The organism is Roseibium sp. R5, from assembly GCF_055755305.1.
Window position 1 is genome coordinate 637771 of the sequence record NZ_CM146910.1, and the last position, 14198, is coordinate 651968.

Consider the following 14198-nt stretch of genomic DNA (forward strand, 5'->3'; position numbering starts at 1 on the left):
ACGTTTTTTCTCAAGTAAAAAACAAAAAACGCGATCCAATCCGGACCGCGTTTTCAAAAATACGTTTCTGAGCGTAAGCTGATTAGGCAGCCTTGAGAGCTTCTGCGACGTCCTTCAGCTGGGACAGTGTCATTTCTGCCTTCTGCTTGGTGTCGTCGTCTTTCGCGTCAGCAACATCCTCTTCGGCGTTTTTGATCGCCTGAGCCAGTTGGTCTTCGCTGATTTCAGACACCGGGATCGCCTGTTCGGCCAAGACGGTCAAACCGCCCGGAGCGATGTCAGCAAATCCGCCGCGCACGAAATACTCATCCCATGATCCAGCATCTGTGCGGACTTTCAGGATGCCCGGCTTGATGGTGGTCATGAACGGGCTGTGGTTCTTCAGAACGCCAAACTCGCCTTCGGTGCCCGGTACAACGACCTCGGCAACCTGTTCGGACAGGAGCTGGCGCTCCGGCGAGACCAACTCAAACTGGAAAAGTTCAGCCATTTGGCGTCTTCCTTGTCAGTCATCGGTTCAGATGGCAGGCAGAAGGCCGGACCATCAAACAAGAGAAAACCGGACGCCGTTTTCCGGCGTCCGATCCAATGCCTTAAGCAGCTTCTGCAGCCAGCTTCTGAGCTTTCTCGATGGCTTCCTCGATGGAACCAACCATGTAGAAAGCAGCTTCCGGCAGGTGGTCGTATTCACCGTCAACAAGGCCTTTGAAGCCCTTGATGGTGTCTTCCAGAGCAACCAGCTTGCCCGGAGAACCGGTGAACACCTCAGCCACGAAGAACGGCTGCGACAGGAAGCGCTCGATCTTACGGGCACGTGCCACGGTGAGCTTATCTTCTTCAGACAGTTCGTCCATGCCGAGGATGGCGATGATGTCCTGAAGAGCCTTGTAGCGCTGCAGAGTACCCTGAACAGCACGGGCTGTTTCGTAGTGCTCTTCACCAATGATACGGGCATCCAGCATGCGGGATGAGGAATCCAGCGGATCCACAGCCGGGTAGATGCCTTTTTCCGCGATGGCGCGGTTCAGAACCGTGGTCGCATCCAAGTGAGCAAAGGTCGATGCCGGTGCCGGGTCGGTCAAGTCATCGGCAGGAACGTAAACGGCCTGAACCGAGGTGATCGAGCCCTTGTTCGTGGTAGTGATCCGCTCCTGCATGCCGCCCATGTCGGTGGCAAGTGTCGGCTGGTAACCCACAGCAGACGGGATACGGCCGAGAAGCGCGGACACCTCAGAACCAGCCTGGGTGAAGCGGAAGATGTTGTCCACGAAGAACAGAACATCCTGGCCTTCATCACGGAAGTGCTCGGCGACTGTCAGACCAGTCAAAGCAACACGGGCACGCGCTCCGGGAGGCTCGTTCATCTGACCGTAAACGAGGGCCGCTTTGGAGCCTTCTCCGCCGCCTTCCTTGTTCACGTTGGATTCGATCATTTCCCAGTAAAGATCGTTACCCTCACGGGTGCGTTCACCAACACCGGCGAAAACGGAGTAACCGCCGTGCGCCTTAGCGATGTTGTTGATCAGCTCCATGATGAGAACGGTTTTGCCAACGCCGGCGCCGCCGAACAGACCGATCTTACCGCCCTTTGCGTACGGTGCTAGAAGGTCAACGACCTTGATGCCCGTCACAAGGATTTCAGCTTCGGTCGACTGCTCGATGAATTCCGGAGCTTCCTGGTGAATACCGCGCTTCTGCTCGTGCTTGATTTCGCCAGCATCGTCCACCGGCTCACCAATCACGTTCATGATGCGGCCCAGAGTGCCGTCACCAACCGGCACCATGATGGCAGAACCGGTGTCGACAACTTCCTGACCGCGAACCAGACCCTCGGTGGAGTCCATCGCGATGGTACGTACTGTGTTCTCGCCCAGGTGCTGAGCAACTTCGAGCACCAAGCGGTTGCCCTGGTTGTCCGCTTCAAGAGCGTTCAGGATCAACGGCAGATGGTCATCGAACTTGACGTCGACAACGGCGCCGATGACCTGGGTGACCCGTCCGACTTTTTTGTCAGCCATATCCCTAATCCTCGTCTCGATCCCGTTACAGCGCTTCAGCGCCTGAGATAATTTCAATCAATTCGGTCGTAATCTGAGCCTGGCGCTGGCGGTTGTAGTTGATCGTCAGCTTGTCGATCATGTCGCCGGCGTTGCGCGTCGCGTTGTCCATTGCGGACATACGAGCGCCCTGCTCAGATGCAGCGTTTTCCAGAAGCGCCCGGAAAACCTGGATGGAGATGTTCCGCGGCAAAAGATCAGCAAGGATCTCAGCCTCATCCGGCTCATACTCATAGACCGCGCTTGCACCACCTTCATCCGTGCCTTCGCTTGCCTCAAAATGGGCCGGGATCAACTGCTGGGCAGTCGGAACCTGAGCGATAACGGATTGGAAGGTCGCATAGAACAATGTGCAGACGTCGAACTCTCCATTTTCATACATGGAGAGAACCTTTCGCCCGATTTCATCCGCATTGGAGAAACCAACGTTCTTGACGCCGCGCAGCTCGATTGTCTCGATCACATACTGACCAAGGTCGCGCTTGATCGCGTCGAAACCTTTTTTGCCAACACATACAATCTTGACCGTCTTGCCCTGGCCGATCAGGCTTTTGGCCTTCTCGCGTGCCAACTTGGCGATGTTCGTGTTGAAGCCCCCGCAAAGACCGCGTTCGGCCGTTGCAACGACCAGGAGATGAACCTGGTCATTGCCCGTACCGGACATCAGCTTCGGAGCGTCGTCGCGGCCCTCGAAAGCCACGGCGAGGTTGGCCAGCACACTCTCCATGCGTTCCGCATAGGGACGCGCGGCCTCCGCAGCTTCCTGGGCACGACGCAGTTTCGCCGCGGCCACCATCTGCATGGCCTTGGTGATTTTCTGCGTCGCCTTCACGGAAGCGATGCGGTTTCGTAAGTCCTTCAGGCTCGGCATGGCCGCCCCTGCTCCTTATCCCGGCGTGTGGTCTTAGGCGAAGTTCTTAGCGAACGCGTCAAGCGCAGCTTTCAGCTTGCCAGTGAGGTCGTCGTCGAGGGCTTTCTTTTCCCAGATCGCATCGAGCAGCTCTTTGTGCTCACCACGCAGGAACAGAAGCAGGCCTTCTTCGAATTCCTTCACACGATCAACCGGATGGTTGTCGAGGTATCCGTTCACGCCAGCATAGATCACGGCGACCTGCTCTTCAGTCTTCAGCGGCGAGAACTGCGGCTGTTTCAGAAGTTCGGTCAAACGTGCACCGCGGTTCAACAGGCGCTGAGTGGTGGCGTCAAGGTCGGAGCCGAACTGCGCGAACGCAGCCATTTCACGGTACTGAGCCAGCTCACCCTTAATCGGGCCAGCAACCTGCTTCATCGCCTTGATCTGAGCGGAGGACCCCACGCGGGATACCGACAGACCAACGTTAACAGCCGGGCGGATACCTTGGTAGAACAAGTCCGTTTCCAGGAAGATCTGACCGTCGGTGATCGAGATCACGTTGGTCGGAATAAACGCGGACACGTCGTTGCCCTGGGTCTCAATGACCGGAAGTGCGGTCAAAGAGCCCTTGCCGTGGTCTTCGTTCAACTTCGCAGCACGCTCCAGCAGACGGGAGTGCAGGTAGAAAACGTCACCCGGGAACGCTTCACGTCCGGGCGGGCGGCGCAGAAGCAGAGACATCTGGCGGTAAGCAACAGCCTGCTTGGTCAGATCGTCGTAACCGATCACGGCGTGCATGCCGTTGTCGCGGAAGAACTCACCCATTGCACAGCCGGCAAACGGCGCCAGGAACTGCAGCGGAGCAGCTTCGGATGCGGTCGCGGCGATAACGATGGAGTATTCCAGAGCGCCGTTGTCTTCCAGTGTCTTGACGAACTGGGCAACGGTAGAACGCTTCTGACCAACCGCAACGTAGATGCAGTACAGTTTTGCGTCTTCGTCGTCGCCGGCATGAAGCGGCTTCTGGTTGAGGAATGTGTCAAGGATGATCGCGGTCTTACCGGTCTGACGGTCACCAATGACGAGCTCGCGCTGACCACGGCCAACCGGGATCAGGGCGTCAATGGCTTTCAGGCCAGTAGACATAGGCTCGTGCACGGACTTACGCGGCAGGATGCCCGGCGCTTTAACGTCCACACGGCGCTTTTCAGTAGCTTCGATCGGGCCTTTGCCATCGATCGGGTTGCCGAGCGGATCAACAACGCGGCCAAGGAGACCTTTACCAACCGGCACTTCCACGATGGCGCCGGTCCGCTTTACGGTGTCGCCTTCTTTAATGTCACGGTCAGAACCGAAGATAACGACACCGACGTTGTCGGATTCCAGGTTCAGGGCCATGCCCTTGATACCACCCGGGAATTCGACCATCTCACCAGCCTGAACTTTGTCCAGACCATAAACACGGGCGATACCGTCACCGACGGAGAGCACCTGACCAACTTCAGAAACTTCGGCTTCCTGGCCAAAGCTCTTGATCTGGTCCTTGAGGATTGCGGAGATTTCCGCGGCCCGAATATCCATCAGCCGACCTCTTTCATCGCGAACTTGAGTGAATTGAGCTTGGTACGCAGCGACGTATCGATCATGCGGGACCCGACTTTGACCACAAGGCCGCCGATCAGGGCAGGATCAACCTTAGCTGCGATGTTTACAGATTTGCCCGTGGAAGCAGAAAGCGCTTCTTTCAGGGCAGCGACATGTTCGTCGGACAGAGCAGCGGCCGAGACCACTTCAGCTGTTTCTTCGCCGCGCTTTTCTGCAAGCAGGGCACGGAAAGACTTGATCATGTCAGGAAGGACGAAGAGGCGCCGGTTACGGGCTGCCAGCTTCACGAAATTTGCGGCCAGGCCTTTGATGCCAGCCTTGTCGAGAAGTGCCGCGAGCGCTGCAAGCTGCTCTTCAGCACTGAATGCCGGGCTTTTCACAAGACGGACGAGATCTTCGCTTTCAGACAGCATGCCTTCAAAAGCAGTCAGATCCCGTTCCACGTCAGCCGTTACGCCGTCGCCTTCAGCTAGGTCGAGAAGGGCGGACGCATAACGCTGTGCCACGCCGGATACGAGAGATACGTTGTCAGTCACCAGGTCCGTGCTCTCTGACGTTTTTCATGTCCGCAAAACGGCTAGCGTCCGCAAGACATTGAAAAAATGAATGATTTCAAGGTCAGAAGGTATGACGGTTAAACCGTTCCCCCAAAGCCGCGCCTCAATTAGCACAGGGTTTCCCAGTGTGCAACGCCGCGGGGAGGCTGTTCTTGCCGATTCATTGGTGTTTTTTACCCATCCGCGACAAAAAGCCTTGCAGATCAATGTGTCACCGGCCGTATAAACCTTTAGACGGTGGCCGCTTTTGAGACCGTATTTGCAGTCGTTCTCATTGCGGGTCTACCACGAAAGACCAACACATCCTGTGACGGCTAAGCCACCGAAAGCCTTCTATACCAAAGCAGCCCATCCGTTTCGGACTATGCGCGGTGCTACAAAAAGTGCTGCGGATCAATATCGATCTGTACGCGAAGGCCCTTCGTCGGCTTCGGGCCATTTGAAAGCCAGCCCCTAATATAAGACTGCAAGTCATATTGCTTCGGCGCCATCGCCAAAAGGCGGAACCGGTAGCGTCCGCGAACCATGGCCAAAGCGGCTTCTGCAGGCCCAAGCAGCGTAACGGCCGGGTCCGGCGGCGCCACCCGCGCAAGCTGGCGGGCAAAACTTTCCGCAAAATTCCTGTCAGGACCTGAGATCACAACTGCTGCCAATCGACCAAATGGCGGCAGCCCAGCGGCGCGGCGCGCTTCGATCTCCGCCTGATAAAACGCGTGTTTATCGTTGGAGAGCAACGCCTTGATGACAGGATGATCGGCGCTGTAGGTCTGCAAAAAGCCTTTGCCGCCACCGGTGACGCGGCCTGCACGGCCCGTGACCTGGGCAAGCAGTTGGAAGGTCTTTTCAGCGGCACGCGGATCGCCATGCGCCAGGCCGAGATCTGCATCAACCACGCCAACCAGCTTCAGTTTCGGGAAATTGTGGCCTTTGGCGACCAACTGAGTTCCGATGATAATATCAGCGCCGCCCTCTTCGACGACTTTCATTTCCCGCTTCAATCGCTCAGGCCCACCAGGCAGATCAGACGATAGAACCAACGTCCGCGCCTGCGGAAAGAGATCGCTCACTTCTTCTGCAATCCGCTCTACACCGGGGCCACAGGCAACCAGCGTATTGGTGCTTTGGCATGACGGGCAGCTATCCGGCACGCGTTCGTTATGCCCGCAGTGGTGACAAACCAGTTTCTTTTGAAACCTGTGCTCAACCAGCCACGTGCTGCAATGCGGGCATTGGAACCTGTGACCGCAGGTGCGGCATAATGTCAGAGGGGCATATCCGCGCCGGTTCAGGAACAACAGCGCCTGATCCCCGTTGGCGTAAGTTTCCTTGATTGCGCCCACCAAACCGGGTGCCAGCCAACGCCCCTGTTCCGGTCCGTCCAGGCGCATATCAATGGCCGATAGATCGGGAAGTGCAGCGCCGGACGCCCGGTCAGGTAATTCGACCAGACCATACCGGCCCTGCTCAGCATTGACCCGGCTCTCGATCGACGGTGTCGCGGAGGCCAGGACTACCGGGAAGCGTGAAATATGCCCGCGCACGACGGCCATGTCCCGTGCGCTATAGGGCACACGGTCATCCTGCTTGAAGGCAGCGTCATGCTCTTCGTCGACGATGATCAGCCCGAGTTCCCTGAACGGTAGAAAGAGAGAGGATCGTGCTCCGATCACCACACGGACGTCGCCGGAAGCCACGCCGCGCCAAACCCTCGCCCGGTTCTTTGGTGTAATTTCAGAGTGCCACTCGGCCGGGTAAACACCGAACCGTTGTTCAAACCGCCGCAGAAACTGTTCGGTCAGCGCAATCTCCGGCAGAAGCACCAGAGCCTGCTTATCCCGCCGCAAGGCTTCCGCGATTGCTTCGAAGTAGACCTCGGTCTTGCCCGACCCCGTCACACCGTCAATCAAGGTCACTGCAGCACCCTTGTCGAAACTCTCTGATAGCTTCTCCGCAGCTGCTTGCTGGGCTGGCGTCAGATCCTTTTGCGCATAGTCGATCTGAGGACGTGGCGGTGGGGGCGCTGCCGGCATGGAGACGATCTCCAACACCTCCTGTTGCACCAGTCCGTCAATGACGGATGTGCTGACACCAGCAGCATGTGCGAGGCCGCTCTTTGTCCAGGCAAATCCGTTTTCCATGGTTTCGAGGACACGGCGGCGGGCAGGTGTCATCCGCTCTGGCTCTGCACCTTCGATCCGCCGAACACCTGGAACCGGGGCTTCCGGTTCGAGTGCCTCTTCAGACCGCAATACCATGCGCACGACCATGCCCGGTGCGCCGAGCGTCCAGCCGGCTACCCAATCCACAAACCGGCGGAGATCCTTATCGAGCGGCGGCGTGGTGTCGTAAACGTGGGAAATCGATTTGAGTTTGTTGGGATTGATCGCCGCATCCGGCTCACCGTCCCAGACCGCACCGATGACCTCCCGCGTTCCCAATGGCACCCGGACGATCGTACCCGGCACCACCGACTGCCCAGCAGGGACCTTATAAGTGTAGGCAACCGGCACGGCGACGGGTACCAGCACGCTGGCAATCGTGTCTTTCGGCTCCAAATCGTCAAACAGCACGGTAGGTCACATTTTTCGGCATGGCATTTCGTGATCCACACACCCACGGATGAGAGATGCGGGACGTTCTGCGGAGATCGCCCGGATCCTTGTTCCATTCAAGCGGAATAATTTTTGAGGTACGTACCGCAAAAAGGCTTTCACCAGAGAATCAGGGCTTCAGTTAGACAGCATCCTAGGCTAAAGAGAGCGCAGCTGACCATTCATTCGTTCGCTTGCCGACGGAGGCAGGCTGCAAAGGCGTACACACAAGCGCCATTGGGAGAAATCATTCATGAAGTTTTTCGTCGACACCGCAGATACCGCGGAGATCCAGGAGCTCGAAGCCACCGGCCTCTTGGACGGCGTCACCACAAATCCGTCCCTGATCGCCAAGTCCGGCAAGGATTTCAAAGACGTGATTGCCGAGATCTGCAAGATCACAAATGGTGACGTTTCAGCGGAAGTCGCAGCAACCGACTTCGACACCATGATCAAGGAAGCCCATGTTCTGCGTGCGATCGCAGACAACGTGGTCATCAAGCTGCCGCTGACATTTGACGGTCTGAAAGCCTGTAAGCAGCTGACGAGCGAAGGCACGAAGACCAACGTAACCTTGTGCTTCTCGGCCAACCAGGCCCTGCTCGCAGCAAAGGCTGGTGCGACCTACATTTCGCCGTTCATTGGCCGCCTCGACGATATCAATCTTGATGGTATGGAACTGATCCGCGAAATCCGCGTCATCTACGACAACTATGGCTTTGACACCGAGATCCTGGCCGCGTCGATCCGCACACCCAATCATGTCAAGGACTCTGCGATCATTGGCGCTGACGTGGTCACCGTTCCGCCGGCAACGCTGAAGTCGCTGGTCAAGCATCCGCTGACCGACAAGGGCCTTGATGCGTTCTTGAGCGACTGGGCGAAGACCGGTCAGAGCATCCTTTAAGACGCTCGCGGATCGGGTGCAGCACGTGTTGCATCCCGGTTCGCTTAAGAAACACGATCAAAGGCCCCGGTTCATCCGGGGCCTTACCTTTATGTTGCTAAGCCGGCGATCAAAAAGCGGTGGCACTCGGCTCTTCATTTTTCTATTTTGAGCCGCGGTTCCGGCATTTGACGGCCGGACAGCCCAGCCATTCAGGCAAATCCCGATCCCAAGTGGCCCGACCCCGGTGACAGACGGAAGCGCGCAGGGTATTCGTGGATTTGAAAACAGACAGCAAGAGCGCGGGTTAAAGCGCTGAAGGATAGGAAACACACAATGACGGGTTCGAGAATCGTCTTGATTGACCGCCACCCCGGCCGGTCCGCGCAAACCATTGGCGTGGCGCGGGAATTGGGCACCGACCCCGATCTCATCCATGAACCGTCTGTCGGCGTGGTTGGCACGAAAGGCGACAGCCAGTGTTATCTCGGTGTGGCGCGCAAGGTCGATGCCATTCATGAGCACCTGAAATCGCGCATCGGAAGCGGCGAAGGTCAGCTGAAATACCGGCTGGTTCAGCCGGAATACACGATTGCGACGTCCGACGGCATCCGCAACGGCACGCGCGAAATGCGCTATTCGCTCATCGGGCGCGAAGTCACCAACGATGGTTTGTGCGAGCACCTGGAAGCCTCCGGTCTGGCTGGCACGATCGCCGTCGTCGCCTGTGACAAGCCGCCGGTCGGCACCATGGCTGCAGTTCTTGAGCGTAATGAACCGGCGATCATCATGTCCGATGGCACAATCCGCCCGGGCAAGGATCCGGAAACTGGCGAGATGCTGGACATTGTCAGCGCCTATCAGGTGGCCGGACACCCGGACAAGGCCGTGCGGGATCGCATCGCCTGCAACGCATGCCCCGGCATTGGCAGCTGCGGCGGCATGTTCACCTACAACACCATGCAGACGTTCATCGGTGTTGTCGGCCTGCAGCCGCTCCACATGGTAGCGCCTCCGTCCGATGACCCGCGCCGCCTCGAGGAATTCCCGCAGCAGCTCGTTTCCTACCTCGCCGACATGATGGAAAAGGGCCTGAAGCCGCGCGACATCGTCAAGCGGGATTCGCTGCGCAATGCGATCATCGTCGCGATGGCCATCGGCGGCTCCACCAACGTTGTTCTGCACGTTCCCGAAATCGCCCGCGCAGCCGGTTATGAGCACTTCTGGCACGATGTCATGACGCCGGAAGAGTTCAATCATCTCTCCCAGCATGTGGTCCCGGTTCTGACCAACGCCCGGCCGTACGGCAAATACTCCATGCTCGACATTGATCGCGTTGGCGGGGTCCAGGTGATCGTCAAGGAACTGCTGGATGCCGGCCTTCTGAATGGCGACATGATGACCTGCACCGGCCGTACCTTGGCCGAACAGGTTGCGGACCTCAACGCAGCCGCCCCAGACGGCGACGTCATTCATTCGGTTGCCGAGCCGTTCAAGCCGACGGGCGGCCTTCGCATGCTCGGCGGCAACTTGTCGCCGGATTTCTCTGCCATCCTGAAGCTTGCCGGTGTTGAAGGCGGTCTGGAAGACAATCTCTTCAAGGGCCGTGCGCGTGTGTTCGAACGCGAAGCCGGTCTGATCCAGGCCCTTGATGAAGCGCCAGACAGCTTCCAAGACCATGACATGGTCATCGTCCGCTATGACGGCCCAAGCGGCGGTCCGGGCATGCCGGAGATGCTCGACCCGACATCGCGTATCACGACGCTGTGCCGGGAGCGCGGCATCGTGATCGCCCTTATGACAGATGCCCGCTTCTCTGGCGGCTCGGTCGGTCTGGTGATTGGCCACGTGGGTCCGGAAGCAGCCCTTGGCGGCCCGATTGCCTTTGTCGAGGACGGTGATGAGATTGTCGTTGACCTCAACACCAATACCCTGAATTGCCCGGCGCTGGACGATGCAGCAACGCTCGCAGCCCGCAAGGCCGTTTGGGACAAGGCTGTTGCAGACAATGGCGGCATTCACCCGAACTGCGGTATTGCGGATACCCGTCTTCTGCACCGGGCCCGTCACACGGCTGTTCCGGCTGTCCGAGGCGGTGGCCTGCATCCGAACCGGGAAGTCTGGGTGCGCGATCCACGCCCGGCTGAGAAATCCGGTTTTGAACCGCGCAACCGCCACCGGAGCGCATAAACGCTCCAGTATCAGTGTCGAAAACAATAGAACGCCCCGGCCAGATCAGGCCGGGGCGTTTTTTTGAATACCTCTCCGCAGTCTGTGCTTTGGCTGAACGCTGGAAACGCATTCAGAAAACATCACTTCACGGAGTAATTGCACCCTGGCAAAAACAGAGATAGCTTCGATTATGAAAGCTATTTCCAGAACACCGGAGGGACCCGGTCGCCTGCGTAGAATGGCATGGACAACGGAGGACCCTTTCATGAAAACGCGGATTACCGAGCTCTTTGGCATTGAACATCCGATCATTCAGGGCGGCATGCACTATGTCGGTTTTGCAGAGCTCGCGGCGGCTGTTTCAAATGCCGGTGGGCTTGGAACGATCACGGGTTTAACTCAAAAGACACCGGAAGCCCTTGCCAACGAGATCGCCAAATGCCGGGATCTCACCGACAAGCCGTTTGCGGTGAACCTCACCTTTTTGCCGACGGTGAACGCACCTGACTATCCAGGTTATGTGAAGGCGATCATTCAAGGCGGGGTCAAGGTGGTGGAAACCGCTGGCCGCAATCCGCAACAGGTGATGCCCTACCTGAAAGACGCGGGCATCAAGGTGATCCACAAATGCACCTCCGTACGGCATTCCCTGAAAGCCCAGTCCATTGGCTGTGATGCGGTCTCGGTGGATGGCTTTGAGTGCGGCGGCCACCCGGGCGAAGACGACATTCCGAACATGATCCTATTGCCGCGCGCCGCAGATGAACTGGAAATCCCCTTTGTGTCCTCCGGCGGCATGGCCGATGCCCGTAGTCTCGTCGCCTCACTTGCCATGGGCGCGGAAGGCATGAACATGGGCACCCGCTTCATCGCCACCAAGGAAGCGCCGGTGCATCAAAGGGTCAAGGATGCGATTGTGGCCGCCTCCGAACTCGACACCCGTCTGGTCATGCGCCCGCTGCGCAACACGGAACGCGTCCTTAACAATGCCGCCGTGGAGCGTTTGCTGGAGAAGGAAAAAAGCCTCGGTGACGATCTGAAATTCGAGGACATCATCGAAGAAGTCGCTGGCGTCTATCCGAAGATCATGATGGACGGCGACATGGATGCCGGGGCCTGGTCCTGCGGGATGGTGGCCGGTCTGATCGATGACATTCCGACCTGCAAGGAGCTGATCGACCGGATCATGAGTGAAGCTGATGCCCTCATCCGCCAGCGGCTGGAAGGCATGGTGGGCGGCGTTGCCGTTGCTGCCGAATAAGCGTCGGGGGAAAAATAATGGACTATCAAACGCTCCTCTGGAGCCACGAAAACGGCGTAGCCGAGATCACCATGAACCGGCCAGACAATGCCAATGCGCTAAGTGCCCGCATGTCGGATGAACTCTTCGATGCGGCCTGCCGGTGCGAGGCGGAAGGCGCGCGCGGTGATCCTCACCGGATCCGGGCGCATGTTTAACGCTGGCGGAGACTTGCAGGAATTTGATGAAGCGGAGGACAAGGCAGACCATGTCACCCGCATGGCAACCATCCTTCATGCGGCACTTTCCAGGTTCTCGCACATGGATGCGCCAGTGATCACTGCTGTGAACGGCTCAGCCGGTGGTGGCGGGTTTTCCATCGCGATTTCCGGCGACATCATTCTGGCGTCCGAAAAGGCAAAATTTGTCTCCGCTTACACGGCCTCCGCGCTGACACCCGACGGGTCGTCGTCCTATTTCCTTGCCAAGCACATTGGTTTGCTGCGGGCGAAGGAGCTGATGCTGACCAACCGTGTTTTGACCGCCAAGGAAGCCTGCGAGTGGGGGCTGGTCACCCGTGTGGTCGCCCCGGATGATTTGATGGCAGAAGCGCGTGCACTCGCAGCCCAATTTGCCACGGGACCAACCAAGGCCTACGGCGGTGTGAAGCGCCTTTTGCAGACCGCGTATTCCGAAGGGCTGGAAACCCAGCTCGACAAGGAAAGCCGGTCGATTGCCGCCATGATGAAAACCCATGACGGCGCGCATGGGATCGCGTCGTTCCTCGCCAAGAAAACGCCGGAGTACAAGGGCAAATGAGCCGCGCGCCGATTGAAGATGACTGTGGCATTGGCCAGGCGCTGAACATCGTTGGCGAATGGCGCACGCTGCTCGTGCTGCGCAATCTCTTCAATGGCATGCGCACTTTTGATGCCATGCAGTCCCATCTCGGAATTTCGTCGAGCGTGCTGGCGGCCCGCCTCAAGACCTTGAGCGAAGCGGGCATCGTTGAAAAGCGCCCCTTGCCCGAGGATGGCCGGTCCCATGAATACCGGCTGACGGACAAGGGACTGGACCTGTATCCGGTGCTCGTCGCCTTGCTGCATTGGGGGGAGAAATGGACCCCCAACGGCCGGGGACCGCGTATGACGCTCACAGAACGGGCAACCGGTCTGCCGGTCCGCGACATGGCGGTGACGGCCCAGGACGGGCGGCCGCTTGGGCCCCGGGAAGTTACACCTGTACCGGGCCCCGGCGCGAGCGACTATACGCGCGTCCTGACGGCCCGCTGGGCAAACAAGAAGGAGGAAACCGCATGACATCCGACTGGGCAGCTGCAAAGAAAAAGATCAGCGTCGAAGGTCATGACATGACCTATGTGGAGCGCGGGCAAGGGCGCCCGATCGTCTTTCTCCATGGCAATCCGACTTCCTCCTTTCTGTGGCGGGACGTAATCCCAGAATGCGAACATCTCGGGCGCTGCATTGCGCCGGATCTGATCGGCATGGGCGACAGCGCCAAACTGCCGAAACCAGGACCGGACACCTACACCTTCCAGACCCACCGACGTTTTCTGGAAGGGTTTCTGGCAGCCGTCGGTGTGGACAAGAACGCGATTTTCGTCATTCACGACTGGGGCTCTGCACTCGGTTTCGACTGGGCAAACAGGCACCGGAATGCGGTCGCCGGCATTGCCTATATGGAAGGCATCGTGAAGCCGCTGGCGGATTGGTCTGAGTTCAATCCTGAGGCGGCGCCGATCTTTCAAGGATTTCGATCCGAAAAAGGTGAAGAGCTGATTCTCGATCGCAATCTTTTCGTCGACCGTGTTCTGCCCGGATCGATCCTGCGCGACTTGAGCGCCGAAGAACAAGCCGAATACCGGCGGCCCTTTCAAAATCGGGACGATCGCTGGCCGACCCTGACCTGGCCGCGCCAAATCCCGATAGGCGGCGAGCCAGCTGACGTTACCCAAATCGCTTCGGACTATGCAGCCTGGATGGCGGAAAACGACCTGCCCAAACTGTTCATCAATGCAGATCCCGGCGCAATCCTGATCGGTGCCCCACGCGACTTCTGCCGGACCTGGAAAAACCAGCAAGAGGTGACTGTCAAAGGAAGCCACTTCATTCAGGACGACAGTGGTGCAGAGATTGGCCGCGCTGTCGCGGGTTGGCTTGAAGATGCTGTTGGCTCGTAGCCCTTACATCGAAGATCCAACAATTTCCTGTTCACGG

General features: G+C 58.3%; 11 protein-coding genes and 1 pseudogene. 6 read left to right on the top strand and 6 right to left on the bottom strand.

The features are described from left to right. Positions 1–82: 82 nt before the first annotated feature. The 6 genes from AC0J4F_RS02975 to AC0J4F_RS03000 form a co-directional block, all read right to left on the bottom strand. A complete protein-coding gene (locus AC0J4F_RS02975) occupies positions 83–490 on the bottom strand; it encodes a F0F1 ATP synthase subunit epsilon (protein ID WP_133949134.1) in 408 nt (135 codons plus the stop codon). Positions 491–593: 103 nt separating this feature from the next. Next, a complete protein-coding gene (gene atpD / locus AC0J4F_RS02980) occupies positions 594–2018 on the bottom strand; it encodes a F0F1 ATP synthase subunit beta (protein ID WP_133949136.1) in 1425 nt (474 codons plus the stop codon). Between the two features lie 25 nt (positions 2019–2043). Further along, positions 2044–2928, bottom strand: coding sequence for a F0F1 ATP synthase subunit gamma (locus tag AC0J4F_RS02985; protein ID WP_133949138.1), 885 nt, complete (start codon positions 2926–2928; stop codon positions 2044–2046). Positions 2929–2961: 33 nt separating this feature from the next. Beyond that, positions 2962–4491 carry a F0F1 ATP synthase subunit alpha gene (gene atpA / locus AC0J4F_RS02990; RefSeq protein ID WP_133949140.1) on the bottom strand — a complete coding sequence of 510 codons (1530 nt, stop codon included), beginning with the start codon at positions 4489–4491 and terminating at the stop codon, positions 2962–2964. Then, on the bottom strand, positions 4491–5051 hold the full coding sequence (locus tag AC0J4F_RS02995; protein ID WP_040451344.1) for a F0F1 ATP synthase subunit delta: 561 nt from the start codon (positions 5049–5051) through the stop codon (positions 4491–4493). The genes atpA and AC0J4F_RS02995 overlap by 1 nt, the downstream gene beginning before the upstream one ends. 395 nt (positions 5052–5446) lie before the next feature. Beyond that, entirely contained in the window at positions 5447–7642 is a 2196-nt protein-coding gene (locus AC0J4F_RS03000) for a primosomal protein N' (RefSeq protein ID WP_473025359.1), read from the bottom strand. A 274-nt stretch (positions 7643–7916) separates the two neighbouring features. On the opposite strand from AC0J4F_RS03000, the gene fsa reads away from it, so the two are divergent. The 6 genes and pseudogenes from fsa to AC0J4F_RS03030 all read left to right on the top strand — a co-directional run bounded on the left by fsa (position 7917) and on the right by AC0J4F_RS03030 (position 14161). Beyond that, positions 7917–8570, top strand: a complete 654-nt coding sequence (fsa, locus tag AC0J4F_RS03005) for a fructose-6-phosphate aldolase (protein ID WP_133949144.1) — start codon at positions 7917–7919, stop codon at positions 8568–8570. Between the two features lie 315 nt (positions 8571–8885). After that, on the top strand, positions 8886–10739 hold the full coding sequence (locus AC0J4F_RS03010; RefSeq protein WP_473025360.1) for a dihydroxy-acid dehydratase domain-containing protein: 1854 nt from the start codon (positions 8886–8888) through the stop codon (positions 10737–10739). Positions 10740–10986: 247 nt separating this feature from the next. Further along, positions 10987–11982 carry an NAD(P)H-dependent flavin oxidoreductase gene (locus tag AC0J4F_RS03015; protein WP_422019634.1) on the top strand — a complete coding sequence of 332 codons (996 nt, stop codon included), beginning with the start codon at positions 10987–10989 and terminating at the stop codon, positions 11980–11982. A gap of 71 nt (positions 11983–12053) precedes the next feature. Then, positions 12054–12780: pseudogene (locus tag AC0J4F_RS03020) on the top strand (enoyl-CoA hydratase/isomerase family protein). After that, a complete protein-coding gene (locus AC0J4F_RS03025) occupies positions 12777–13280 on the top strand; it encodes a winged helix-turn-helix transcriptional regulator (protein WP_473025361.1) in 504 nt (167 codons plus the stop codon). The pseudogene AC0J4F_RS03020 and the gene AC0J4F_RS03025 overlap by 4 nt, the downstream one beginning before the upstream one ends. Then, positions 13277–14161 carry a haloalkane dehalogenase gene (locus AC0J4F_RS03030; protein ID WP_473025362.1) on the top strand — a complete coding sequence of 295 codons (885 nt, stop codon included), beginning with the start codon at positions 13277–13279 and terminating at the stop codon, positions 14159–14161. Before AC0J4F_RS03025 ends, AC0J4F_RS03030 begins: the two co-directional genes overlap by 4 nt. Positions 14162–14198 lie beyond the last annotated feature (37 nt).